At 70.9% G+C, this 24,872-nt stretch carries 23 protein-coding genes; 14 read left to right on the forward strand and 9 right to left on the reverse strand.

Annotated elements, in window-relative coordinates; genetic code table 11:
* The first annotated feature begins 68 nt into the window (after positions 1-68).
* Together ACIQ9E_RS08720 and ACIQ9E_RS08725 are read left to right on the forward strand one after the other, a co-directional pair.
* A complete protein-coding gene (locus ACIQ9E_RS08720) occupies positions 69-719 on the forward strand; it encodes a GntR family transcriptional regulator (RefSeq protein ID WP_403704125.1) in 651 nt (216 codons plus the stop codon).
* Positions 716-2,044 (forward strand): nitrate/nitrite transporter, encoded by a 1,329-nt coding sequence (locus ACIQ9E_RS08725; protein WP_403704128.1) that lies wholly within the window; start codon positions 716-718, stop codon positions 2,042-2,044. The genes ACIQ9E_RS08720 and ACIQ9E_RS08725 overlap by 4 nt, the downstream gene beginning before the upstream one ends.
* Positions 2,045-2,266: 222 nt before the next feature.
* Here ACIQ9E_RS08725 and ACIQ9E_RS08730 read toward each other — a convergent pair whose 3' ends face one another.
* A complete protein-coding gene (locus ACIQ9E_RS08730) occupies positions 2,267-3,091 on the reverse strand; it encodes a maleylpyruvate isomerase family mycothiol-dependent enzyme (RefSeq protein WP_403704131.1) in 825 nt (274 codons plus the stop codon).
* Between the two features lie 444 nt (positions 3,092-3,535).
* On the opposite strand from ACIQ9E_RS08730, the gene ACIQ9E_RS08735 reads away from it, so the two are divergent.
* Complete coding sequence (locus ACIQ9E_RS08735) at positions 3,536-5,311, forward strand: NHL domain-containing thioredoxin family protein (RefSeq protein ID WP_403704134.1); 1,776 nt, start codon at positions 3,536-3,538, stop codon at positions 5,309-5,311.
* A gap of 65 nt (positions 5,312-5,376) precedes the next feature.
* Here the strand turns inward: ACIQ9E_RS08735 and ACIQ9E_RS08740 are convergent, their stop codons facing one another.
* The 4 genes from ACIQ9E_RS08740 to ACIQ9E_RS08755 form a co-directional block, all read right to left on the reverse strand.
* Entirely contained in the window at positions 5,377-5,835 is a 459-nt protein-coding gene (locus tag ACIQ9E_RS08740; protein WP_403704137.1) for an MmpS family transport accessory protein, read from the reverse strand.
* Positions 5,836-5,961: 126 nt separating this feature from the next.
* Positions 5,962-7,281, reverse strand: coding sequence for a M18 family aminopeptidase (locus ACIQ9E_RS08745; RefSeq protein ID WP_403704139.1), 1,320 nt, complete (start codon positions 7,279-7,281; stop codon positions 5,962-5,964).
* Positions 7,282-7,380: 99 nt separating this feature from the next.
* Positions 7,381-7,992 carry a Uma2 family endonuclease gene (locus ACIQ9E_RS08750; RefSeq protein ID WP_403704142.1) on the reverse strand — a complete coding sequence of 204 codons (612 nt, stop codon included), beginning with the start codon at positions 7,990-7,992 and terminating at the stop codon, positions 7,381-7,383.
* 195 nt (positions 7,993-8,187) lie between these two features.
* A complete protein-coding gene (locus tag ACIQ9E_RS08755) occupies positions 8,188-10,020 on the reverse strand; it encodes an acyl-CoA dehydrogenase (protein ID WP_403704145.1) in 1,833 nt (610 codons plus the stop codon).
* Between the two features lie 120 nt (positions 10,021-10,140).
* On the opposite strand from ACIQ9E_RS08755, the gene ACIQ9E_RS08760 reads away from it, so the two are divergent.
* The 3 genes from ACIQ9E_RS08760 (at position 10,141) to ACIQ9E_RS08770 (ending at position 13,073) form a co-directional block, all read left to right on the forward strand.
* Positions 10,141-10,629: an SseB family protein gene (locus ACIQ9E_RS08760; protein WP_403704148.1), complete on the forward strand. Its 489-nt coding sequence runs from the start codon at positions 10,141-10,143 to the stop codon at positions 10,627-10,629.
* Positions 10,630-10,770: 141 nt separating this feature from the next.
* Positions 10,771-11,751 carry a pirin family protein gene (locus ACIQ9E_RS08765; protein WP_403704151.1) on the forward strand — a complete coding sequence of 327 codons (981 nt, stop codon included), beginning with the start codon at positions 10,771-10,773 and terminating at the stop codon, positions 11,749-11,751.
* Between the two features lie 242 nt (positions 11,752-11,993).
* Positions 11,994-13,073, forward strand: coding sequence for an AI-2E family transporter (locus ACIQ9E_RS08770; RefSeq protein ID WP_403704154.1), 1,080 nt, complete (start codon positions 11,994-11,996; stop codon positions 13,071-13,073).
* 131 nt (positions 13,074-13,204) lie between these two features.
* On the opposite strand, the gene aspS is transcribed toward ACIQ9E_RS08770, so the two are convergent.
* The gene (gene aspS, locus ACIQ9E_RS08775) at positions 13,205-14,986 is read right to left on the reverse strand and encodes an aspartate--tRNA ligase (protein WP_403704157.1); all 1,782 of its coding nucleotides are present in this window, start codon (positions 14,984-14,986) and stop codon (positions 13,205-13,207) included.
* Between the two features lie 305 nt (positions 14,987-15,291).
* Here aspS and ACIQ9E_RS08780 point away from each other — a divergent pair, with 305 nt between their 5' ends.
* A complete protein-coding gene (locus tag ACIQ9E_RS08780) occupies positions 15,292-17,388 on the forward strand; it encodes a SpoIIE family protein phosphatase (RefSeq protein ID WP_403704160.1) in 2,097 nt (698 codons plus the stop codon).
* Positions 17,389-17,428: 40 nt separating this feature from the next.
* A complete protein-coding gene (locus tag ACIQ9E_RS08785) occupies positions 17,429-18,643 on the forward strand; it encodes a helix-turn-helix domain-containing protein (protein ID WP_403704163.1) in 1,215 nt (404 codons plus the stop codon).
* Positions 18,644-18,678: 35 nt separating this feature from the next.
* Here the strand turns inward: ACIQ9E_RS08785 and ACIQ9E_RS08790 are convergent, their stop codons facing one another.
* Complete coding sequence (locus tag ACIQ9E_RS08790; RefSeq protein WP_403704166.1) at positions 18,679-19,860, reverse strand: helix-turn-helix domain-containing protein; 1,182 nt, start codon at positions 19,858-19,860, stop codon at positions 18,679-18,681.
* A gap of 169 nt (positions 19,861-20,029) precedes the next feature.
* Between ACIQ9E_RS08790 and ACIQ9E_RS08795 the strand changes: the two genes are divergently transcribed.
* The 5 genes from ACIQ9E_RS08795 (at position 20,030) to ACIQ9E_RS08815 (ending at position 22,421) form a co-directional block, all read left to right on the forward strand.
* On the forward strand, positions 20,030-20,752 hold the full coding sequence (locus ACIQ9E_RS08795; RefSeq protein ID WP_403704168.1) for a hypothetical protein: 723 nt from the start codon (positions 20,030-20,032) through the stop codon (positions 20,750-20,752).
* A gap of 81 nt (positions 20,753-20,833) precedes the next feature.
* Positions 20,834-21,073 carry a hypothetical protein gene (locus tag ACIQ9E_RS08800; RefSeq protein ID WP_403704169.1) on the forward strand — a complete coding sequence of 80 codons (240 nt, stop codon included), beginning with the start codon at positions 20,834-20,836 and terminating at the stop codon, positions 21,071-21,073.
* Positions 21,070-21,285, forward strand: a complete 216-nt coding sequence (locus ACIQ9E_RS08805; protein WP_403704171.1) for a hypothetical protein — start codon at positions 21,070-21,072, stop codon at positions 21,283-21,285. Before ACIQ9E_RS08800 ends, ACIQ9E_RS08805 begins: the two co-directional genes overlap by 4 nt.
* Positions 21,286-21,385: 100 nt before the next feature.
* A complete protein-coding gene (locus ACIQ9E_RS08810; RefSeq protein WP_403704174.1) occupies positions 21,386-21,850 on the forward strand; it encodes a hypothetical protein in 465 nt (154 codons plus the stop codon).
* 58 nt (positions 21,851-21,908) lie between these two features.
* The gene (locus tag ACIQ9E_RS08815; RefSeq protein ID WP_403704178.1) at positions 21,909-22,421 is read left to right on the forward strand and encodes a hypothetical protein; all 513 of its coding nucleotides are present in this window, start codon (positions 21,909-21,911) and stop codon (positions 22,419-22,421) included.
* Positions 22,422-22,431: 10 nt separating this feature from the next.
* Here the strand turns inward: ACIQ9E_RS08815 and ACIQ9E_RS08820 are convergent, their stop codons facing one another.
* Together ACIQ9E_RS08820 and ACIQ9E_RS08825 are read right to left on the reverse strand one after the other, a co-directional pair.
* Positions 22,432-22,953 (reverse strand): DUF6879 family protein, encoded by a 522-nt coding sequence (locus ACIQ9E_RS08820; RefSeq protein WP_403704181.1) that lies wholly within the window; start codon positions 22,951-22,953, stop codon positions 22,432-22,434.
* On the reverse strand, positions 22,950-23,237 hold the full coding sequence (locus tag ACIQ9E_RS08825) for a type II toxin-antitoxin system Phd/YefM family antitoxin (protein WP_403704184.1): 288 nt from the start codon (positions 23,235-23,237) through the stop codon (positions 22,950-22,952). The genes ACIQ9E_RS08820 and ACIQ9E_RS08825 overlap by 4 nt, the downstream gene beginning before the upstream one ends.
* Positions 23,238-23,646: 409 nt before the next feature.
* Between ACIQ9E_RS08825 and ACIQ9E_RS08830 the strand changes: the two genes are divergently transcribed.
* Positions 23,647-24,864, forward strand: coding sequence for an Ig-like domain-containing protein (locus ACIQ9E_RS08830; protein WP_403705188.1), 1,218 nt, complete (start codon positions 23,647-23,649; stop codon positions 24,862-24,864).
* The last annotated feature ends 8 nt before the right edge of the window (positions 24,865-24,872 follow it).

Here is a 24,872-nt window from a genome sequence, read left to right on the forward strand (position 1 = left end):
TGCGGGGGCCGGGTCCGCCTGCCGGACGCCCTCTGGGCATGCACCTGTGTTGTATCTAAGCTGTGCGCATGCCTGCCTCCGCCCCCGTCACCCCCGCCGCCGAACGCGTCTACGTCCATATCAAGCAGGCCGTACTCGACCGCCGTTACGCGGGAGGGACCCTGCTCACCGAAGGCGAACTCGCCGACGCGGTGGGCGTCTCCCGTACCCCCGTCCGCGAGGCGCTGCTCAAACTGGAGGTCGAAGGGCTGATCAAGCTCTACCCCAAGAAGGGCGCGCTGGTCCTCGCCGTATCGGCACAGGAGATCGCCGATGTCGTGGAGACCCGGCTGCTGGTCGAGGAGCACGCCGCCCGGAAGGCGGTCCCCGCCTCGCCGCAGTTGCTGGCCCGGCTGGAGGAGCTGCTGGAGCAGCAGAAACGCCAGGGTGAGGAGGGTGATCTGGCCGCGGTCGCCGTCACCGACCGGAACTTCCATCTGGAGATCGTCCGCAGCGGCGGCAACGCCATCCTCTCCAAGCTGTACGAGCAGCTCCGCGACCGTCAGCTGAGGATGGGCGTCGCGGTGATGCACGCCCATCCCGACCGGATCGCCAAGAACGTGGTGGAGCACGGCGAGATCCTCGAAGCGCTGCGGGCGGGCGATCCCGAGGCGGCCGCCGCGATCATCCACCGGCATGTGGGCTGGTTCAACAGTCTGGCGCGGGGCGACGTCCGATGAGCCCGCGGTCCGCCGCGGGCGCCCCCGGTCCGATATCCCTGCCCGGTGACCCGCCGGGCGGCCGCCGGGCCGCCCTGATCTGGGGCATCGGGGTCTCCGTCTACTGCGTCGCCGTCGTCTTCCGCACTTCCCTGGGGGTCGCGGGGCTCGACGCGGCCGACCGCTTCGGCGTCGGCGCCTCCGCGCTCTCCACCTTCTCCATCCTCCAGCTGCTGGTCTATGCGGGGATGCAGATTCCCGTGGGCGTTCTGGTCGACCGGCTCGGCACCAAGAAGGTGCTGGCCATCGGGGCGGCCCTGTTCACCCTCGGCCAGCTCGGCTTCGCGCTCTCCCCCTCGTACGGGATGGCCCTCGCCGCCCGGATCCTCCTCGGCTGCGGGGACGCGATGACCTTCATCAGCGTGCTCCGGCTGGGCGGGCGCTGGTTCCCCGCCCGGCGCGGCCCGCTGATCGGCCAGATCGCCGCGCTCTTCGGGATGGTCGGCAATCTGGTCTCCACGGTCGTCCTGGCCCGGCTGCTCGACGACCGGGGCTGGGTCTTCGCCTTCGGCGGCAGCTCGGTGGCCGGAGCCGTGGTGCTGGTGCTGGTGCTCTGCTTCCTGAAGGACCACCCCGAGGGGCACGAACCGGCGCCCGTCCGGAACCGGGGCGCGGGCTCCGTCCGCCGTCAGATCGCCGGCTCCTGGCGTGAACCGGGCACCCGGCTCGGGATGTGGGTCCACTTCACCACGCAGTTCCCGGCGATGGTCTTCATGCTGCTCTGGGGTATGCCGTTCCTGGTCGAGGCGGAGGGGCTGGCGCGGGAGACCGCCGGGGCGCTGCTGACGCTCGTGGTGCTGGTGAGCATGGTGGTGGGTCTGGTGTACGGGCAGATCATCGCGCGCCACCATGCCGCGCGGCTGCCGCTGGCCCTGGGCACGGTCCTGGCCACGGCCGTGGTGTGGGGCGCGGTGCTGGCGTACCCCGGCGGCCGGGCTCCGCTCTGGCTGCTGATCACGCTCTGCGCGGTGCTCGGTGCCTGCGGTCCGGCGTCCATGATCGGCTTCGACTTCGCCCGGCCGGCGAATCCCCCGGAGCGCCAGGGCACGGCGTCGGGGATCGTCAACGTCGGCGGTTTCACCGCGTCCATGACCACCCTGCTGGCGATCGGGCTGCTGCTCGACAGCAGCGGCGGCAACTACCGGGCCGCCTTCTCCAGCGTCTTCGTCCTAGAGGCGCTGGGCGTCGTCCAGATCCTCCGCCTGCGCGGCCGGACGGCCCGGCTGGAGCGGGAACGGCTGGTGGCGAGCCGGGTGGAGGTGGTCCACGTACCGGCGAAGGCGTAACGGATCCCGGACCGCGGCGGCGTGACGGTCGGCCGCGACGCGGGGTGCCGTATCGCACGGCTGTAGGGCACGGCGCCGTATCGCACGGTGTCGTGACGCGAGTGCCGGTGCTCGCGCGGGAGGGTCCCGCCGGACGGCGGGCACGCGCGGGCATCGGGTGGCGGTCTCGGGGCGCAGGGCCCGGGGCGCGTCGCCCGGGGCAGACCGCTCAGGGCGCCGCGCTCAGGGGGTGACCGCGAACTCCCGCAGAATGACGGCGCCCAGCTCCTGGTCCCCGTCCACCTTCACCCGGTCGGCGACCGCGGCCGGCCGCACCCGTCCGCACGCCAGCCGGTAGTAGGTCTCCCAGTCGGTGGCGAGGGTGACCACGGGGCCCAGCGACGGCGACCCGTCGACCGAGCCCCGGCCGTCCGCGCCGACCCGGACCGTGCGGAGGAACTCCAGCGGCCCGTGAACGTCGATCACCACGGCGGAGTTGGGCGGGGCTCCCGCGTCCTTGGCGACCACCTTCGGCAGCGCCTCCAGCAGCACGTCCCGGGTGATGTGCGCGCCCGGCGAGTCCAGGTTCCCGGGCTGCCCCAGCGCGGCGCGCAGATCCTGCTCGTGCACCCAGGAGTCGAAGGCCCGCATCCGCATCGCCACCTCAAGGGTCTGCTCGGCTCCGAGCGGCGCCCGCACCCTGGCCTCCGGCGTGCGGTTCTCGTTCCGCAGCTGCCGGGCCCGCCGGATCAGCACGTACTCCAGCTCGGCCACCATCTCCGGCGCGGTGTGATGCCGCCGCACGTCCACCTGCATCTCCATGTACCGCGCGAAGTCGCTCTTCACATGGTAGAGATCGCGGGGCAGGGTGTGGATCGGCCGGGGGTCGCCGAGGAACTCGGTCTCCAGCCCGATGACATGGGAGACCACATCCCGGACGGACCAGGCGGGGCAGGGCGTCGCCCGGTTCCACTCGCCTTCGACGAGTGGTGTCACCAGCTCCGTTATCGCGTCGAGGGAGTGGGTCCAGGCATCGGCGTAGGTCTGGAGGCTGGGATGGACGGTCACGGGACCCCTCGACGATTCTGCGGGTGGCTGGCGGTGGCGGTGGCGGGCTGGTTGCGGTGGGAGTGGGAGGCTCGACAGTAAGTTACGCCGCCGGGCCGCGGCCCGGCAGGGCTTTCGTCTCACGATCGTAGGCCCGGGTGCAAGGCCGGAACACGGGGACGGCGAGGGTTCGCCACGGTTGCGGGCGTTCTCTTCCCGGCCGCTGGATCCACCTGAAGCCTCTGCGGAACGGCGAAAGACGGTGGCTCTGGTGATGCTGATCGGGCAGCCTTGCCGGTATGGAGATCAGCGTCAGCCTCCCCGAAAGAGATATTGCGTTCCTCGACGCGTACGCGGCTGCGACATCCCCCGATTCCCGGTCCGCCGTGATCCGGTCCGCCATCGGCCTCCTCCGGCGCCCCCGCCCCGGAATGCGGGGATCCGGTCATGCTGTTGGATGGAGGCATGGCTACTCGTGCACGTGTTCGCTCCCCCGAGCTGGTCGGCGGCGGCGGTTGGATCAACACCGGCGGCAGGGATCTGAAGCTCGCCGACCTCCGCGGCAAGATTGTCGTACTCGACTTTTGGACCTTCTGCTGCATTAACTGCCTGCATGTCCTCGACGAACTGCGCGAGCTGGAGGAGAAGCACCGCGACACCCTGGTGATCGTCGGGGTGCATTCGCCGAAGTTCGTGCACGAGGCCGACCACCGGGCGGTCGTCGACGCCGTCGAGCGGTACCAGGTGGCGCATCCGGTGCTCGACGATCCGGAGCTGGTGACCTGGAAGCAGTACGCGGTACGGGCCTGGCCGACGCTCGTGGTGATCGACCCCGAGGGGTACGTCGTCGCCCAGCACGCGGGCGAGGGGCATGCCCACGCCATCGAGCGGCTGGTCGCCGAGCTGGAGGAGGAGCACGCGGCCAAGGGGACCCTGCGGCGCGGTGACGGGCCCTATGTCGCGCCCGAGCCCGTCGCGACCGATCTCCGCTTCCCCGGCAAGGCGGTGCTGCTGCCGTCCGGGAATCTGCTGGTCTCCGACTCGACCCGGCACCAGCTCGTGGAGCTGGCACCCGACGGCGAGACGGTCGTCCGCCGGATCGGCGGGGAGGACGAGTTCAACGAGCCGCAGGGGCTGGCGCTGCTGCCCGGCGGGCGGGTCGCCGTCGCCGATACGGTCAACCACCGGATCCGTGCGTACGACCCGGTGAGCGGAGCGGTCGAGACCCTCGCGGGCACCGGGAAGCAGTGGTGGCAGGGGTCCCCCACCGAAGGGCCCGCCCTGACGGTCGACCTGTCGTCGCCGTGGGATCTGGCCTGGTGGGACGGGCTGCTGTGGATCGCCATGGCCGGGACGCACCAGCTCTGGACGTACGACCCGGAGGCCGGGACGGTACGCCGGGCCGCGGGCACCACCAACGAGGGCCTCGTCGACGGGCCCGCGGACGAGGCGTGGTTCGCCCAGCCGTCGGGGCTCGCGGTCGCCGCGGACGGGGAGCGGCTGTGGATCGCGGATTCGGAGACCTCGGCGCTGCGGTGGATCGGCCGCGACGGCTCCGTGCACACCGCGGTCGGCACCGGGCTCTTCGACTTCGGGCACCGGGACGGGGACGCGGCGCAGGCGCTGTTCCAGCATCCGCTGGGGGTGACCGCCCTCCCGGACGGGTCGGTCGCCGTCTGCGACACCTACAACCATGCGCTGCGGCGCTACGACCCGGCGACCGGGCAGGTCACCACGCTCGCCACGGAGCTGCGAGAGCCCTCCGGAGCGGTCCTGGCCGACGGCGACATCGTGGTGGTGGAGTCGGCCGCGCACCGGCTGACCCGGTTGCGGCTGCCGGAGGAGGCGGTACGGGTGGCGGCGGTGGCGCACCGGACGCAGCGGGCGGCCACGGCGGTCGCGGGCGGGCCGGTGGTCCTCGATGTGATCTTCGAGGCGCCCAACGGGCAGAAGCTGGACACCCGGTACGGCCCGTCGACCCGGCTGCTGGTCTCGGCGACACCGCCGGAGCTGCTGCGCTCCGGCGCGGGTACGGGTACGGAGCTGTCGCGGCGGCTGGAGATCGACCCGGAGGTCGGGGAGGGGGTGCTGCACGTTTCGGCGATGGCCGCTTCGTGCGACGACGATCCGGCCAATGAGTACCCGGCGTGCCATGTGCACCAGCAGGACTGGGGTGTTCCGGTGCGGGTGACGGCGGACGGGGAGGCCAGGCTGCCGCTGATCCTGGCGGGCCTGGCCTGACCGGTAGGGCCCGCGGGCGGTCACGGGGTACTGCCCCGTGACCGCCCGCGGGCCTCCGGGGCGGATCAGGGGAGCTTGTTCGCGGCGATCGGGGAGATTGCGATGCAGGGGCCCGCGGCCACGTTGCCGGTGCTCTTCTTCTCCGCGATGACCTTGCCCTCGTGGGTCACCTTGCAGGTGAAGTCGGCGCCGGCGAGGTCCAGACCGGTGGGGATGACGGTGGGCGCCATGACGCCGCGCAGGGTGACCGTCTTCGTCCACGGGAGCTGCGGCTTGTTCACCGTCTCCAGGGTCGGGTTGGTGGCGTCGCCCTGGCCGTTGGCGAACTCGATGGAGTCGACGCCCTTGCCGGTGACCTCGTAGGTCACCTCGTACTCCTTGTTGAGGGTGTTGTCGACGGCCTTGGAGGCCTCGTCCTTGACCTTGTTCTTGACGGCGTCCTCCGCCTCGGCGCAGGCGGTGAGCGTCAGGACGAGTCCGGCGGCAAGGGCGGCGGCGGTGGTGTGGCGCAGGGAACGGCGCATTGGAGAGAGAACCCCCGGGGTCGTGGTCGGCAGAGCCGCAGACAATCGTAAAGCGAAAGTAAAGTCAAGCTGTGGGCGGCGGGATGGCGGGGCCGCGCCGCCGTCGGCGCCGCGGCCCGTGACCCGTCAGCCTTCCAGGAATGCGACCAGCGCATTGGCCAGCAGATACGGGTCCTGCGCGCCGCACAGCTCCCGCGCGCTGTGCATGGAGAGGATCGCCACTCCGATATCGACGGTCCGGATGCCGTGCCGGGCGGCCGTGATCGGGCCGATGGTGGTGCCGCACGGCATCGCGTTGTTGGAGACGAAGGTCTGCCACGGCACGCCCGCCCGCTCGCAGGCCGCGGCGAACACGGCCCGTCCGGAGCCGTCGGTGGCGTACCGCTGGTTGACGTTGACCTTGAGGATGGGGCCGCCGTTGGCTCTGGGGTGGTGCGTGGGGTCGTGGCGCTCGGGGTAGTTGGGGTGGACCGCGTGGCCGGTGTCGGAGGAGAGGCAGACCGTTTCGGCGAAGGCGCGGGCCCGGTCCTCGTAGCCGCCGCCACGGGCGTACACGGAACGTTCCAGCACGGAGCCGAGGAGCGGGCCTTCGGCGCCGGTGTCGGACTGGGAGCCGTTCTCCTCGTGGTCGAAGGCGGCGAGGACCGGGATGTACGGCAGGCCGGCGCCGCGGGCCGAGACGGCGGCGAGGGCGGCCGCGCCCGCGTGCACCGAGAGCAGGTTGTCCATCCGGGGGCCGGCCACCAGCTCCCGGTCCCGGCCCAGGTAGGCGGGGGGCTCGACGGGGTGGACCATCAGGTCCCAGCCGGTGACCGAACCGTCGGGGAGCCCGGCTTCCTCCTCCAGGAAGCGGATCAGATCGCCTTCCAGGACCTCCCCGAGGCCCCAGACCGGCTGCATATGCCGCTGCTTGTCGAGTTTGAGGCCCTCGGTGTTGACCGAACGGTCGAGGTGGACGGCGAGCTGCGGCACCCGCAGCAGCGCCCGGTCGACGTTGACCAGCCGCTCGGAGCCGTCGCCCAGGGTCAGCCGCCCGGCGAGCCCGAGGTCCCGGTCCAGCCAGGTGTTGAGCAGGGTCCCGCCGTACAGCTCGACGGCGATCTGGCGCCAGCCCGCGGAGCCCGCGTCGGGCAGGGGCTTGACCCGGAGGTTGGGCGAGTCGGTGTGCGCGCCGACGATCCGGAAGGGGGTGTGCGGCGCGGCGCCCTCGGGCACGAACCAGGCGATGATCGCCCCGCCGCGGATCACATAGCGCCCGCCGGCCTCGCCGTCCCAGGCGTCGGCCTCCCGCACCTCGCGGAACCCGGCCTTCTCCAGCTTCTCGGCCGTGTTCGCGACGGCGTGGTACGGCGAGGGTGACGCGGCCAGGAACGACATCATCTCGTCGGTGTGACCGGGGCCGAAGGGCCCGGCCGCGCTGCTGGTGCTCTGCGGGCTGCTGCTCATGAACCCACTGTAACGACCACGGTCCGACCGGCTCCGTGGCCTGTGGAAAACCCGGGCGACGGCGGTATCCCCAGGCCCGGGGCGGGGCCCGGTGCGGGGTCAGAGCCGGTCGTATTCGCCCAGGTCGATGTCGATGGTGAAGGGCTCGTCGACCTTCAGCCGGTCGCGGTGGACCCCGGTCGGTTCGTACCCGCGGCCGGTGGCGGAACGGATGTGGGTGTGGACGACGGGCCGCCTGGTGCGGGGGGCCATCTCGACCAGCCAGAAGTGGGGGATTCCCGCCGCGGCGTACTTGAGCGGTTTGGTGGAGCGGTCGCGGGATTCGGAGTCGGGGGAGACGACCTCGATGGCGAGAACGACGTCCGATGCCTCGTACCGGGTCTGCTCGTCGGCGCCGTCGCTCTCGGCCGTCACGACGACCAGATCGGGCTCCGGGACCGTTTTGCGGGTCAGCACCACCGCCATTTCCCTCCGCACCCGCAGATGCTCGGGGACGGTTTGCCGCAGGCCCAGTTCCAGCAGGAACATCAGCAGCGAGTGGAACTTGCGCTGCGGGCTCACGAAGACCAGGCTCCCGTCGATCATCTCGGTGTGCGGCGGGAGATCGAGGGCGAAGTAGTCGTCCACGGTGTAGCCGTCCTGCGGGGGCATGGGCCACATGGAGCCGTCGGGCTGCCTGTGCTGCGTGTGGTCCCCCGCCTTGGCAGTCATGGTGATTCCTCCCATGGACGGGATCCTGGACCCTGTCTTCAGCGTGCCCAGTTGATACGAGGAATCGGCCGCCCGAATGGGCGATATGCCGGTCCGGGGTTGACGAACGGCCCGGCTCCTCGGGGTCCCCGAGGAGCCGGGCCGGTGCTGGTGGCCGGAGGACCGACGGGCCTGCGGCTCAGCAGCGGCGCGGGATCAGAACGCCGCCTCGTCGAGGTCCATCAGCGACCCGTCGACCGACTCCGCCAGCGCCCGCTCCACCGAGACACCCGGCAGGACGTTGGCGGCGAAGAACTTCGCGGCGGCGATCTTGCCCTGGTAGAACGGCACGTCCTTCGCGGACACCGACTCCGACCGGAGCTTCTCGGCCGCGACCGCCGCGCCGCGCAGCAGCAGATAGCCGACGACGACGTCCCCGGACGCGTACAGCAGCCGCGTCGTGTTGAGGCCGACCTTGTAGATGTTCCGGACGTCGTCGCCGGTGGCGATCAGGTCCTTGGTCATCGCGCCGACGATCGCCTCCAGTTCGACGGCCGCCTTGGTCAGCGCGTCCCTGGCCGGGGCCAGTTCCTCGCCGCCCTCGGCGAGCGCGAGGAACTTCTTGATCTCCTCGGCCAGTCCGTTCAGCGCCTGCCCCTGGTCGCGGACGATCTTCCGGAAGAAGTAGTCCTGGCCCTGGATGGCCGTGGTGCCCTCGTAGAGGGTGTCGATCTTGGCGTCGCGGATGTACTGCTCCAGGGGGTACTCCTGGAGGTAGCCGGAGCCGCCGAAGATCTGGAGCGCCTGGGCGAGCTGCTCGTACGACTTCTCGGAGCCGTAGCCCTTGACGATGGGCAGCAGCAGGTCGTTGAGGGCGACCAGGGACGCGGTGTCCTCGCCCGCCGCCTCCTTGACCGCGATGTCGTCCTGGACGGAGGCGGTGTAGAGGACGAGGGCGCGCATGCCCTCCGCGTACGCCTTCTGCGTCATCAGCGAGCGGCGGACGTCGGGGTGGTGGGTGATGGTGACCTTGGGCGCGGACTTGTCCATGAAGTCGACCAGGTCCTGGCCCTGGACGCGCTCCTTCGCGTACTCCAGGGCGTTGAGGTAGCCGCTGGAGAGCGTGGCGATCGCCTTGGTGCCGACCATCATCCGCGCGAACTCGATGATCATGAACATCTGGCGGATGCCGTCGTGCTTGTCGCCGATCAGCCAGCCCCTGGCGGGGTGCTTGTCGCCGAAGGTCATCTCGCAGGTGTTGGAGGCCTTCAGGCCCATCTTGTGCTCGACGTTGGTCGCGTAGACGCCGTTGCGCTCGCCCAGTTCGCCGGTCTCCCAGTCGAACTCGTACTTCGGTACGAGGAAGAGGGAGAGGCCCTTGGTGCCGGGTCCGGCGCCCTCGGGGCGGGCCAGCACGTAGTGGAAGATGTTCTCCGCCATATCGTGCTCGCCCGAGGTGATGAAGCGCTTCACGCCCTCGATGTGCCAGGAGCCGTCCTCCTGCCGCACGGCCTTGGTCCGGCCGGCGCCCACGTCCGAGCCGGCGTCCGGCTCGGTGAGGACCATCGTGGAGCCCCACTCCTTCTCGACGGCGAGGGCGGCGACCTTCTTCTGTGCCTCGTTGCCCTCGGCGTAGAGGATTCCGGCGAAGGCGGGGCCCGACGCGTACATCCAGATCGCGGGGTTGGCGCCGAGCAGCAGCTCCGCGTACGACCAGATCAGGGAGCGGGGCGCGGTGGTGCCGCCGATCTCCTCGGGCAGGCCGAGCCGCCAGTACTCCGAGTCCATGAAGGCGCGGTAGCTCTTCTTGAAGGTCTCGGGGACCGGGGCGGTGTGGGTGGCGGGGTCGAAGACCGGAGGGGTGCGGTCGGCGTCGGCGAACGACGCGGCCAGGTCGTTCTCGGCGAGCCTGGCCAGCTCCTCCAGGATGCTCCGGGCGGTGTCGGCGTCCATTTCGGCGAACGGACCCGTGCCGTACAGCTTGTCGCGCCCGAGGACCTCGAAGAGGTTGAACTCGATGTCGCGGAGATTCGACTTGTAGTGCCCCATGGCGACGGCTCCGTAAAGATCGAAACGCAGTACCGGTGAGTAGCTACTGCCATGATGCTACCCATCGGTAATAAGGCACAACCCCGAAGCGGGCATCTGTGACTCGTTACTCTTGCTGTCATGTACGGCTATGACCAGAGTCAGGGCGCTCAGCAGCAGTACGCACCTCAGCAGCCCTACGGGGCCCAGCCGCACGGCCAGCCGTCCCATGGGCAGTCCGTGCCGGGCCAGCCGCTCTATCCGGAGCCGTCCCCGCCGTCCCTCGCCGACGCCGTCCGGGCCTTCACCACCGGTTCGCTCGCCGCGGAGGACTTCCAGCAGATCTTCGCCACCTCCAAGGTGTACTGCCCGCGCGGCGACAACCCCGGCTTCCTGGCGCTGCACAACACGCAGCAGCCGGTGATCCCCATGTTCAGCTCGCTGAAGGAGCTGCGGCGGTACGCGGGCAAGGAGTCCAAGTACTTCGTGATCACCGGTGCCGAGGTGATCGACCTGCTGCCGACCGGCTACGGCTTCGTCCTCGATATGGAAGGGCGGCACCGGATGGTCTTCGACGCCAAGGCGGTGGAGCAGATGGTCGACTTCGCGATGCGCCGGATGTACGGCTGATCCGGATGTACGGCTGAGACGCACGGCGCCGCACGGCGCGGGGGGCCCGGGGGAATATCCGCCGGGCCCTCCGCCGTTCCGGGTGGCAAGAAGTTCAGCATTCAACTAAAGTGGGAATCCGGTAGCCCGAGGAGGTACCCCATGCCTGCAGTGACCGTCGAGAACCCGCTGACCCTGCCGCGCGTCGCCGCACCCGCCGACGCCGTCGCCCGTCCCGTACTGGCCGTGTCCACGGCCCCCACCGGGTTCGAGGGCGAGGGCTTCCCGGTGCGCCGCGCGTTCGCCGGGATCAACTACCGCCACCTCGACCCGTTCATCATGATGGACCAGATGGGCGAGGTGGAGTACGCGCCGGGCGAGCCCAAGGGCACCCCCTGGCACCCCCACCGGGGCTTCGAAACCGTCACCTACATCATCGACGGGATCTTCGACCACCACGACAGCCAGGGCGGCGGTGGCACCATCACCAACGGCGACACCCAGTGGATGACGGCCGGCTCCGGTCTCCTCCACATCGAGGCGCCGCCGGAGCACCTGGTGATGTCGGGCGGCCTCTTCCACGGCCTCCAGCTGTGGGTGAACCTCCCGGCCGAGGACAAGATGATGGCCCCCCGCTACCAGGACATCCGCGGTGGCCAGGTGCAGCTCCTCACCTCCCCCGACGGCGGCGCGCTGCTCCGGATCATCGCCGGTGAGCTGGACGGGCACGCCGGTCCCGGGATCACCCACACCCCGATCACGATGATCCACGCCACCCTGCGGCCGGGCGCCGAGATCACCCTGCCGTGGCGGCAGGACTTCAACGGCTTGGCGTACGTCCTGGCCGGACGGGGTTCCGTAGGCGCCGAGCGGCGGCCGGTCCACCTGGGCCAGACCGCGGTCTTCGGCGAGGGCGGTTCGCTGACCGTCCGCGCCGACGAGAAGCAGGACGGGAACACGCCCGATCTGGAAGTGGTGCTGCTCGGCGGCCGGCCGATCCGGGAGCCGATGGCGCACTACGGGCCGTTCGTGATGAACACTCGTGAGGAGCTCCAGCAGGCCTTCGACGACTTCCAGAAGGGCCGGCTGGGCACGATCCCGGCGGTCCACGGAATGAAGCCGTCGGGCCCGTCGGGCGAGTAACCGTCCGCGTCGCGGGGCGCGAGCCCGTTTCGCGCCCCGTACCAGACCCCGCCGGGTCGTTCCCCCCGACGGCTCGGCGGCAGCCGCCCATCCGGTCCCCCGCCGGATGGGCGGCGTTTTTCCGTTCCGGGCGGTACGGGGGCGGGCGAGGGATCCGGTACGGGCCCGGGGCCCGGGGCCGCTGTCACCCGTGCGGCCGCCTCCCGCGCGCCCGCCCGCCCCGGCCGTGATCGCGTGGGAGCGTGCACACCCTCCTGCCCGAACCGGTACGGCGGCTCGCCGCCTGGTGCGCCGTCCTGCTGCTGGTCTCCGGGGTGGGCGCGGTGGCCATCTGGCTGGTCATCACCTTCCGTATCGCCGTCACCCCTCTCCTGCTGGCGATCCTCGGCACCGCCCTGCTCGGCCCGCTCCACCGCAGGCTGGTCCGGATGAAGCTGCGCCCGTCCCTCGCGGCCGGGCTGACCTGCGTCGCCGTCGTCGCGGTCGTCGGCGGGGCGATGTACATCGTCGTGGGCGCGCTGATCGACAACGGCGCCCAGATCCTGGAATCGCTGCGCAGCGCCGCGAAAGGCATCACCGACCACTTCGGCGCCGCGGGCACCTCCCTCGCGGATATCGCCCGCAACGCGAAGGAACTGCTGGCCAAGTTCGGCGGAACGGCCGCGTCCGGGGTGATCAGCGGGCTGAGCGTGGTCGGCCAGGCGATCGCCACCGCCGTGCTCGCCCTGCTGCTGATCTTCTTCTTCCTCAAGGACTCCGACAAGGCCGCCGGATTCGCCCGCTCGGTGATCCCGGGACCGGCCGGGGAGACCGTGGAGGCCATGGGCCGCCGGGCCTTCGAGGCCGTCGAGGGCTTTATGCGCGGGACGACGCTCATCGCCCTCATCGACGCCGTACTGATCACCGTCGGACTGCTGATCCTGCGGGTGCCCGGCGCGGTCGGCCTGGGCGCGCTGGTCTTCGTCGGCGCCTACATCCCCTACCTCGGCGCCTTTCTGTCCGGTGCGATCGCCGTCCTGGTCGCGCTGGCGGACCGCGGCTGGGTGATCGCGCTCTGGGCACTCGGCGTGGTGCTCGCGGTGCAGGTGCTCGAAGGGCATCTGCTCCAGCCGATGATCCAGAGCCGGACGGTCCAGATGCACCCGGCGGTGGTGATGCTGGCGATCACGGCGGGCGCGGGCGTCGCGGGCATCCTCGGCATGCTGCTTGCGGTGCCGCTGACGGCGGCGGCCTTCGGGATCGTCGGCGAGCTGCGGACCCGGTACGGGACGGCGGACCAGCCCCTGCCGGGCGGGTCCGGTCCCGTGGCGGAGGGCAACTGAGCCGGGGCTTTACGGTACGGGCCCGGCCCGTACCGTAAAGCCCCCGCGCCGGTCGGGAAACGGCCAGGGGCCCCGTACCACCGCGTCTGCGGTCGTACGGGACCCCTGGGTCCGTCACTGCCCTGCCGGGGCTACTCCGCCGCGGCCGACGGCTTCGCGACCGGCTTGCGGAGCTGGAGGTTCAGCTCCCGCAGCCGCGTCTCGTCCAGCTCCGTCGGCGCGCCCATCATCAGGTCCTGCGCGTTGCCGTTGAGCGGGAAGGCGATCGTCTCCCGGATGTTCGGCTCGTCGGCCAGCAGCATCACGATCCGGTCGATGCCCGGGGCGATACCGCCGTGCGGCGGGGCGCCGAGACGGAAGGCGCGCAGCATGCCCGCGAACGCCTCCTCCGTGGTCTCCCGCTCGTAGCCGGCGATCTCGAAGGCCTTCAGCATGACCTCGGGCTCGTGGTTCCGGATCGCACCGGACGACAGCTCGATGCCGTTGCAGACGATGTCGTACTGCCACGCCAGAATGTCCAGCGGGTCCTTCTCCTCCAGGTCCTGCATACCGCCCTGCGGCATCGAGAAGGGGTTGTGGGAGAAGTCGATCTTCCCGGTCTCCTCGTCCTTCTCGTACATCGGGAAGTCGACGATCCAGCAGAAGCGGAAGACGCCGTCCTCGAACTGGCCGGCCCGCTTGGCGGCCTCGACCCGGACCGCGCCCATGATCTTGGCGACCTCGTCGCTGTCACCGGCGCCGAAGAAGACGGCGTGCCCGGCGGCCAGGCCGAGGCGCTCGGTGAGGACCTTGACGTTCTCCTCGGTGAGGAACTTGGCGATCGGGCCGGTCAGCCCACCGTCCTCGCCGACGCGGACCCAGGCCAGGCCCTTGGCGCCCTGCTCCACCGCGTACTCGCCGAGCTGGTCGAAGAACTTCCGCGGCTGGGCGGCGACGTCCGGCACCGGCAGCGCGCGCACGTGCTTGCCCGCGAAGGCCTTGAACTCCGAGCCCTCGAAGACGTCGGTGATGTCCACCAGCTCCAGCTTGGCGCGGAGGTCCGGCTTGTCGGAGCCGTACTTCAGCATCGCCTCGCGGAACGGGATCCGCGGGAACGGGGACGTGACATGGCGCCCGCCGCCGAACTCCTCGAAGATCTCCGTCATCAGCTTCTCGACCGGCTGGAAGACGTCCTCCTGCTCGACGAAGCTCATCTCCAGGTCGAGCTGGTAGAACTCGCCGGGGGAGCGGTCGGCGCGGGCGTCCTCGTCGCGGAAGCAGGGCGCGATCTGGAAGTACCGGTCGAAGCCGGAGATCATCAGCAGCTGCTTGAACTGCTGCGGGGCCTGCGGCAGGGCGTAGAACTTGCCGGGGTTCAGCCGGGACGGGACGACGAAGTCGCGGGCGCCCTCGGGGGAGGTCGCGGCGAGGATCGGGGTCGCCATCTCGTTGAAGCCGAGCGCCGTCATCTTGTGGCGGATGGCCGAGATCACGGCCGTACGCAGCATGATGTTGCGGTGCATGCGCTCACGGCGCAGGTCCAGGAAGCGGTACTCCAGCCGCCGCTCCTCGTTGACCCCGTCCTCCGCGTTGATCGTGAAGGGGATCTGGGCGGCGGCGCCCAGCACCTCGACCTCGGCGACCTCGACCTCGACCTCGCCGGTGGCCAGCTCGGGGTTGACGTTGTCGGTGCCCCGGCTGACGACCTTGCCGTCGATCCGGACGACGGTCTCCTTGGTGAGGTGGCTCAGCGCCTCGTTCGCGGCGGTGCCGGGGCGGGCCACGAGCTGGGTGATGCCGTAGTGGTCGCGGAGGTCGATGAAGAGGATGCCGCCCAGGTCTCGGCGATTGTGCAGCCAGCCGCTCAGCCGGACGTCCGTGGAGACGTCAGAGGCGCGGAGCTCGCCGCAGGTGTGGGACCTGTACCGATGCATCGTCGTTCATCCAGTCTTGTGGTGGTCGGGGCGGGTCGCGCCGGGTCCGGAAGGCCGTGGCCGGTCGCGGGGCCGGGCCGGTTGCCTGGTGCCGCCGGGCCGTGCTGCGAAACCCCATACATGAGCATGGGACTCTCAAGAGGTTACCGCCCGCCCCTCCCGTCCCCCATCGGCTTGTACCCGCCCGCGCCCCCCGGGGCCTGGCGCGGGGCGCCCCGGTGCCGTGCGCCCGGCGCACTCCCGGGGCCGCGATCCGCCTCGTACCCCCGGGACCGGGGGCCACCGGATCGGAATAAAGTGAGCAAATGCGCACTGAGGACGTCCTGGCCGCCATCGCCACCGGCCTGTGGCGATGGGACAACGCGGGCGGGACCGTCACCCTCGACGCGGAGGCCGCCCGGCTGCTGGGCCTGGCGAAGGAACCGGGGCCCTCCTCCTCGTACCCGGAGAACGCCGTCCGCGCCCGGATCCACCCCGTCGACTGGAACGAGATCAACGGCGTCGTCTCCCTCGCCATCGCGGAGGGCACGGTCGCGGAGGGCCGGCTGCGGGTCGTCGACACCGAGGGCCGGGTGGTGCGGATCGTACGCAGCCGCTCCAAGCCCGTCGCCCTCGACGGCGGCTTCGAGATGATCGGCATGCTCCAGGAGGTCGCCGAACCCGCCGAGGGCACCGCGGCGAAGTCCCCCATCACCGGCGACTGGCGCCGCTCCCGGGAGGCCTTCCTGCTGGACGCGGGCCGTGCCCTGGCCGAGGCCCGGTCCACCGCCGAGGTGCTGCGGGTCGCCGCCTCGCTGTCCATGCCGGGGTTCTCGCCCGACGGGCTCGCGGTCTTCGGCGCCGCCGGGGAGCGGCTGACGATCATCGGCCACCACGGGCACCAGAGCGCCGGGGGCGACCCCTTCTCCGATATGCGGCTCGACACCGACCATCCGGCGGCCGAGGTGGTCCGCACCGGCCGCGCGGTCTATCTGCCCAGCCCCGACGATTACGCCCGCCGCTACCCCACGAGCTGGCCGCTCGCCCAGAAGCTGGGCCGCCGCTCCTGGGCGTACCTCCCGCTGATCGTCGCCGGGCGCACGATGGGCGCCTGGATGGCCGCGTACCGGCACCAGGTCGTCTTCACACCCGACGAGCGGTCGGTGCTGACGACCGTGGCCCGGATGCTGGCCCAGGCGCTGACCCGGGCCGGGGTCGCGGAGACCGAGCGCGAGCTGTCCGAAGGCCTCCAGCGGTCGATGATGCCGGTCATCGGCCCGGCGATCCCGGGCACCGCGGTGGCCGCGCGGTACGTCCCCACCGGCGGCGGGCTCCAGGTCGGCGGCGACTGGTACGACGTGATCCCGCTGCCGTCGGGCCGGATCGCGCTGGTCATCGGCGATGTCCAGGGCCACGATGTGCGGGCCGCCGGACTGATGGGCCAGCTCCGGATCGCCCTGCGGGCGTACGCCTCCGAGGGCCACCGCCCGGACGCGGTCCTCTCCCGTGCCTCCCGCTTTCTGCACGGCATCACCGAGGCGTCCGGATCCTCCGACTCCGGCTCGCGCTTCGCGACCTGCCTGTATCTGGAGTACGACCCGGGCAACGGCGGTGCCGAGATCGCCCGCGCCGGGCATCCGGAGCCCGCGGTGCGGATGGCTGACGGCACGGTCATCATCCGCCCCACCGAGGGCGGGCTGCCGCTCGGTATCGACCCGGACTCGGACTATCCGACGACCCGGCTGGAGCTGGCGCCCGGCGAGACCATGATGATCTGCACCGACGGCCTGCTGGAGACCGGCGGCCACGACCTCGACACCGGCTGGGACCGGCTCCGCGAGGTTCTGGAACGCCACCCGTCGACCGGCTCCCTGGAGGAGCTGGCCGACTCGCTGGTGTCCGCGGTGCACGGGCCCGTATCGCACTACACGGTCGGCCCGCTCGCCGACCGCCGCGAGGACGATGTGGCGCTGGTGCTGCTCTCCCGCGAGGGCGAGCCCGGCCCGGCCGAAGAGGCCCCGCGGCGTACCGCGATGACGATCGCCCAGGCCGAACCCGAGCGCATCGCCGCCGCCCGGCAGACCGTCCGCGAACTCCTCCACGACTGGGCGGACCCGGAGCAGGTCGACGCGGCGGTGCTGATGGTCTCCGAGATGGTGACCAATGTGCTGGTCCACACGGACGGCAACGCCCTGCTGACGGCCCGCATCGCGGGCGCGACGGGCCCCGCCCCCCGGGTCCTGCGGGTGGAGGTCGCCGACGCGAGCGACGAACTCCCCCACAAGCGCCGCCCCGGCGAACTGGCCTCCTCGGGCCGCGGCCTGGTGCTGATGGAGATGCTGGCGGACGCGTGGGGGGTGGACCCGCGGGGCGAGGGCAAGTGCATTTGGTTTGAGCTGCACGAGTCGGAGCGGAAGGGCTGATCCTTCAGCCGGGTGCGCCCGGCGGACGTACCCTCGGGGTATGGCTGTTGAGCACCTCGGTGACCGGCTGGCCCGCCTGCGGCGGACGGCCGGTCTCACTCAGGAGGGACTCGCGGAGAGGGCCGGTGTCTCCGCCGATGTCGTCCGCAAGCTCGAACAACGACGCAAGCACAGCGCCCGGTTGCCCACCCTGCACGCCCTCGCGAACGGGCTGGGAGTGGAGCTGGCCGGTCTGCTCGGAGACCCGCCGGGGGTGCCGTCGACCGGCGCTGCGGATCCCCCGCAACTGGTGGCCGTCCGACGCGCCGTCATGCCGCCGCTGTTCGCCGTCCCCCGCGAACCGGAGGGCGCCGAAACGCTCTCCCTGCCCCTGCTCCGCAGAGAGATCGCCGCCGGGTGGACGCTCTACCACGACGCGGAGTTCGGCCGTCTCATGGACGTACTGCCGGGCATCGTGAACGACGCCCGGTTCGCGGCGTCCGTGGGCAGACCCGAGGACCGTGCGCGGGGACAGGCGGCGCTGGGCAAAGCGCTCCAGCTCGCGGGTCATCTCGCGATCCGCCTGGGCAAGACGGATCTGGCGCTCTCCGCGCTCGAACGGGCCATGGACGCGGCCCGCGACTCGGGCGATCCGCTGCTCGCCCCGATGATCAGCAACTCCGTCGCCTGGAACTACCAGCGGCAGAACCGCCTGGACGATGCCGAGCACCTCGCGGTCCACGCCGCTGACGCCGCGGAACAGGCCGGGGGCGACACGGCCGAAGGGGTCCGGGTGTGGGGCGGCCTGGTGATGTCCGCCGCGACCAGCGCGGCTCGGCGAGGCGACTACGACACCGCGAACCGGATGATGCTCGACGCCGAGAACGCGACCCGGCGGCTTTCCGTGCTGCCCTCATCCGGCGACGGCCGGATGGTCTCCGTCTTCAACCGCTCGTCGGTACGGATCGAACGGGTCCGCCTCGCGGTCCAGCACGCGCGCCCGGCGGAGGCTCTGGCCCTGGCCGAGGGGATCCGCCTCAGCCCCGGCACCCCCGTCTCGTGGCGCACTTGGCTGCTTCTCGACATTGCCCGTGCCCAGGTCGACCTGGGCAACGCCGAAGGCGCGGTTGCCACCCTGGAGAAACTGCACAGGATCGCCCCGGCGTGGATACGGCATCACACACTGGCGGTGGCGATCGTCAACGACCTCAGGGCGGGCCCGAGGCACCCGCCGGGCCTGCGGCGTCTCGCCGAGTTCCTGGGGCCGGCGAACTAGGCGCCGCCGCCGGACGGATGGTGAGGGCGCCCCGGTCAGAGTGTGAGACCGGACAGTTTCGCCAGCTTGAGCAGCTGCGGATTGCTGCGTCGGTGCAAGGACGCCACTACCCGGAGTACCTCTCGCCCCATCGGGTTCAGCTTTGCCATCTGAGGGGCCGCGCCATAGGCGGCGGCGAGGCTCTCCAGTGCCCCGTCACGGTCACCGACATCCACTTGGGCCCGAGCGATGTTGATGCGGGTGGCAGCGGTACGTGTGGGAGTCAGGCCGGCCAGAACGGGGTCGATGCCGTCGGCGAGGGACAGCGCCTCGCGTGGCGTGCCCAGATCCAAGCGGGTGGCCAGCACATGAGTCGCCGTGTTCATCGAGCCGAACAGCATGGCGGAGCGGTTCCACTCCGTTCCCAGTTCCTCCGAGACCCGCCAGGCGGAAGAGATATGACGCTCCGCCTCCCGCCTGCCCTCCTGCTTGTCGGCCAGCCGTCCGGCCAGCGTCATGCCGCGCAGATTGAGAACACCGACAGCGAAAGCGCGCTCCTGCCCCGACAGCCCTGCTTCCGCGTCGGCCACGGCCCGGTCGACCAGGGCCAGCCCGCCCTCGTAGTCACCGCCGTTCAGATACGCCCCGGCCCGGTCCCGCGCCGCGATGGCGACGCCGAGCGGGGTCGCCTTCTGTTCGACGGCCCACCGCTGGCGGGTGACGGCCAGTTCCGCCATGTCCATCCAGCGGTGGCGGGCCGCGACCCAGTAGACCGCGCTGTAGACCTCGGCCAGTGCCATCCAGCCCTGTGTGGAGTTCGCCCCGTACGCATGAGTGGTCGCGTCCCGGAGCAGTCCGGGCAGCAGTCGCATCAGCGCACGGACCTCGAAGCCGTCGCGGTGCTGACCGACCTGTTCCAAGCGGGCGCCGATATGCGCCTCGAACACCTCGTTCCGGCCCGGGACGTCGTAGTCCCGCAGCGCTGAACGCAGGGCGGACAGAGATTCTTCGTCGTCCTGCTGGACACGGGCCTTCCCCAGCACTTCGGCCACGGTCAGACCCATGGCTCTGGCCACTGCGGCGGCGGTCGCGTGGGTGAGGGCACGGTCCCCCACCTCCACCTTCGAGAGTAAGGAGACGGAGACATTGGCTTTGTGGGCCAGCCTGATCTGAGACCAACCACGCTCCTTCCGGAGCGCGGCCACATTCGCTCCAGGTGGCCGTTCACTGGTGCTCATAGGTTTCAGTCTGCCCTAAGTCGTCCCGTTCGGCCCTGTGGTCACAGGACGTTCGGACACCTGGCATCCAACCGTGCATGAGATGTGCAAGGCCCCTTATGTCCACCGGCGTTGACTCAATGAACGGGGCAGTTACCCCATTGTGCCGCGCCACGGGACAGGAGCCTTGATGAACGCAGTCCAGACCTCGCAGGAGCCGGAGCTGGACAGTCTCCGCCGGGCGCTGGACGTGCTCGTGTGCTGGCGGGTGCGGGAGTGGTCCGGGGTGGCCCGGCTCGCCGGGGACGTGGGGCCGCTGGTGCAGGACTGGCTGAGGGACTCCGGGGTCTGGGAGTCGCTGCCTGTGCACTCCCGGGCCGCGCTGTACTGGTGTGTCGCGGACGGGCGGGCGGTCCGGCGGGCGTGGCACGTCGACCCGGGTGCGGAGGGGTACGGGGAGCGGGTCACCGCGCTCGTCATGGATGTGGCCTACTTCGCGGCCGTCTGCGACCCTGTGGGGGCCGGGCGTTGGCCGGAGGCCGACCCCGAGCGGACCCGGCACGCCCTGCTCGCGGTCGAGCTGCTCGGGCAGTTCGGGAAGCTCCCCGTGGCCTGGCGGGCTGCCGTGCTGCGGGAGCTGCACCGCGCGGCCCGGCTCCGGGATCCGGCGCGGCGCCCGCTGGCCGAGGTGCTGGCCGAGGCGAGCGTGTACGCCATCAAGGGGGAGGACCCGCCGGGGCCGGAGTACGCGGACCTCCGGACCGTCGACGCGCCCGAACTCGTCCAGCGCATCGCCCGCTTACCGCGCGGCTGGCGGGGCGAGGCGTTCCGGCGGATCGCCGCCGGGGCCGACCCCATGACCGTGGAGGCGGCTGCACGGGACGCCATCAGGGCCGTCTGCACCACCCCGTAAACACTCAAGCGCCCCGAACGGAACCGTTGCAGCGGTCCGCCGGGGCTTGCCGAACAGCTTTCCTCAAGGAGCTGAACGACCGTGTTCGACCTTATCGTTCGGGCCGCCGCATGGGTCCGGTTCTTACTCGTCCCCCTCGACTTCTCCCCCGTACCCGAGCCCCCGGTCCGGACGGACCCCTGGCGCCGCCCGTGGACCAGCCCCACGCAGGAGGAGGCGCAGGCGATCCTCCGTGCCAGGGACGAGGCCGCCCGCGTAAAGCGGAGGCTGTACTACCTGCCGCCGGGTGTGTTCCTCCCCCTGACGGGAGCCCGCCGATGACCCGCGACGGCCTCACCACCCCCGTACCCCCGCCGTCCGGAGGCCCCTGCGTGGTCTGCGGCCACACCTCGCCCGCCGCCGTGGAGGTCGGCTACATCCAGCAGACGAGCGGCCCGGGGGTCGTGCAGTACGCGTGCCCGGGGCACGCGGCTGCGTACCTGCCGGGGCCTGTGCCCGACGAACTGGGACCTGTGCCGCTGACCGGGGGGTAACTCGGCTCTGCTCGAACGGGGGACATCCGCCGGAAGCAGGGACCCGTGCCACCCGCCGCCCCTAAGCTGACGCGGCCGTCACGAGAGGAGATCGCCAGAAATGCGCCTCGAACGCTTCCATGCCTTTGCCCTGGAGACCCTCGGTAAAGGGCCTGACGTCCGGGAGGTCGAGCCGTGGGACCGTGGCGATCACACCAGGGGCCTGCATGTGACGTTCTCGACCGGCGCGCAGGTCTGGATCAGCATCACCGGGGCGCTCGCCCCCGGCGAGAAGCACGAGAGCGCGGAAGCGCCGGTGCACGCCGAGCCGCCGGCCGAGGTGTCGGCTCCCGAGCTTTACCAGGACGGGTCCGCAACGCCCGAGAGGGTCAAGCGGTACCTCGCGGCGGTGATGGCGAACTCCGGATGCGACGAGATCGCCCTCGTCTATCCCTACACCGATGACGGACACCCCGGATTCGGGCTTCAGTTCCACAACGGTGCCAGGGGCTTCTGCCTGTTCGTGCACTCCGCCCGGCCGGGCCAGTCTCCCGGTGCCAAGTACGAACTCCAGTCTGCGTTCTAGCGATTCACCGGGCCGGTGTGCGGGTGCCCCTTGGTTCACCACCGAGGGCACCTGCCGTGTGACGTGGGAGCCGGGACGGAACGATTCGCAGGCGGGCGCCGTGGAGTGCGTGGTGGGCGGGCACCAGGTCCCCGAGCCCGTGTGGGACCTCAGCGCTCTGCCGGTGCCGGACTACGCCGACCACTTCGCCCTGACGACGGACCCCACCGCCGCGCCGGAACGCTGGGCGCGTGCCATGTTCGGGGACGAGCCCGACCTCGCCGCGCGGTTCATCCGGCGCGGGCTGCTGGGACTCCGGCTCAGCCGTGGGGCGTCGGCGGACAACGTGGCGGGATGGCGGATCGCCGCCCGGGGCGAGGACAGGATCCGGCTGGAGGCCGCTTCCTGGTTCCTCGACGGCGTACTCGTCGTCCGGGCACCCGAGGGCGATGTCTCGCTGAGCACCTTCCTGCACTACCGCCGCCGCCCCGGCCGCGCGATACGGCCCCCGCTCTCCGCCGTCCACCGGCGGCTCGCCCCGGGACTCCTCCGCACCGCCGAAGCGCACATCAGGGCCTCACGAGTGGCATAGGCCGGCCCGCTCACCTGTCCCCGTACCGCTCCCACCATTCGGCGAACGGCACGGCCCGGCTCAGCGCGAGGTCCCGGTGGGCCATCCACTCCGCAGGGTCCGGGTGGGATTCTGCCCCCAGGAACCTGCCGGACTCTCCGTAGTTCATCGAGACCACGGAGGATTCATCGAACATCCAGAAGTCCGGAACCCCTTCCAGCGGGTTCGGGCCGTCCGTGGTGTCGAGGATGAAGAACTCCTCTCCGGCAGCTGCGTTCTTCCGGTATCCCCAGCCGAGTTCGAACCGGAGGTAATCCGTCAGGGGGCGCGAGATGATGTGGACGCGGTACATCCGCTTGCCGGATTCGACGTTGCCCCGTACCTCGTCGGCCCATTCCTGGTTGTAGCCGTCCGGTTGGGGCTCACCGGCCAGAAACGCACGGATCATCTCCGGGTCGGACGATCCGCTGTAGTCGTCCAGGGTCTCCAGCCGGAAGGCTTCCCGGCGGAAGCCGGAGAAGAGCTTTTCGAACTCGGCGGACGAGATGCTCACGGCGTACCTCTCGATGATGTCGGGCGGGGCTGCGGGCCGCGGACTTGCGGGATGCCCGGTTCCTGCCGAGCAGTGGTCTCCTGGTCGGCGCGGAAGGCCTCCAAGGAGATGTCCGGCGCCGTAAGGGACATGGCCGCAAACTCGCTTCGGCGCAGCGGGACCAGCTCACCGATCCGGTGACCGTTTCGCATGACGGTGAACGACTGGCCGTTCCGGACGGCGTCCATGATCTCTTCGGTTCTCGTGCACAGATCGTGCTGCGTGATCTCAGGCCGCGCTGCCATGCTGCGCACGGTAACGCTGGATGCCACATGGCGCCACCGGCTTGGATCGGTGACACGATGTTCGGATTCTGCGGCATCTGCCTGTACGGGCTCTGCGACCCCGCCCCTGGGACGAGTCGGACCCATCACCCGGAAATTCTCACCCCGGTGAGGCAACCGGACCGGCCCTCCAACCCCTTCTTCTCAGACAGAACGCAGGAAACGAGTACGGGGGGCAAGGTGGGGGCCTTGAGCAGCGACGGGTGTCTTCTGGTGCCGGGAGGTGCCCGGGAGGCGCGTCCGCCGGGCGCCGTTCGGTCGGGCCCGGCCCCGACGCAACCCGGGACCGGCCGCCGGCTCTGACCGCAGGCCACGACGAACCCTCACGCATATCCGCCCGTCAACACCCTCTGGAGCCTCCGTGCGCCCGATATCCATACGTCCGACCGCTTCCGCGCGTCGCACCACCACCGCCGTCTCCCTCGTCGCCGTGCTCGGGTCGCTCGTGCTGACCGCCTGTTCCGGCGGGGAGTCGGCGGAGAAGGCCGACGCCAAGGCCGCGGGGGCCGTGAAGGCCGAAGGGCCGCCCGCGACCGTCGCGGTGACGCCGAGCGGGAACGGGGTACGGGCCGGAGCGCCCGTGAAGGTCACCGCCAGCGGCGGGACCCTGACCTCCGTCACCGTCACCGACGGCAAGGGCGCCGCGCTCTCCGGCGCACTGTCCGCGGGGAACACGGTGTGGACGTCCGAGCGCCCGGCGGCGCCCGGGGCGACGTACCGCGTGAGTGCCAAGACCCGGGGCACCGGCGGGACCGCGGGCACCAAGGAGGCGTCCTTCTCCACCGCGGACGCCGGCAAGGTCAACACGGTGGTCCTGGCGCCCGTCGGCAAGACCATCGGCATCGCCCACCCGGTGTCCATCGCCTTTACGAAGCCGGTGAAGAACAAGGCCGAGGTGGAGAAGGCCCTCAAGGTCACCACGGACAACAACACCGAAGGCTCCTGGGGCTGGGTCAAGGACTTCCACGGCAAGGACCGGATCGACTGGCGGCCCAGGAACTACTGGAAGCCGGGGACCAAGGTCACCCTCGATGCCCGGCTCAACGGCGTCGACTCCGGCCCGTCCGGCGGCTTCCTCGTCAGGGACTACGCGCTCTCCTTCACCATCGGCCGCGCCCAGGAGGTGAAGGTCGACCTCGACCGCAAGCAGCTCGCCTTCCAGCGCGACGGGAAGACGGTCAAGACGATCCCCGTCTCCGGCGGCGACCCCGACCACGGCGACAAGGCGTCCTGGCGCGGTATCCAGGTCCTGATGAGCAAGGAAGGCACCGTCAGGATGCGGTCCCAGAGCGTGGGCCTGGGTGACGCGTACGACAAGATGGTCGGCTACTCGATGCGCCTGACCTGGTCGGGCGCGTACGCCCATGCCGCACCCTGGAACGCCGCCTACTTCGGCAAGGCCAACAAGAGCTCCGGCTGCATCGGCATGAGCACCGCGAACGCCCAGTCCTTCTACCGGGACATCCAGGTCGGCGACCCCTTCACGGTGACCGGCCAGGACACCAAGGGCCTGCCGCCCCAGGGCAACGGCTTCAGCAACTGGAACCTGTCCTGGGAGGAGTGGCAGCAGCGCAGCGCCCTGAACTGAGCCCGCTG

The organism is Streptomyces sp. NPDC094448, assembly GCF_044763775.1.
In the GTDB taxonomy this organism is placed as follows: domain Bacteria; phylum Actinomycetota; class Actinomycetes; order Streptomycetales; family Streptomycetaceae; genus Streptomyces.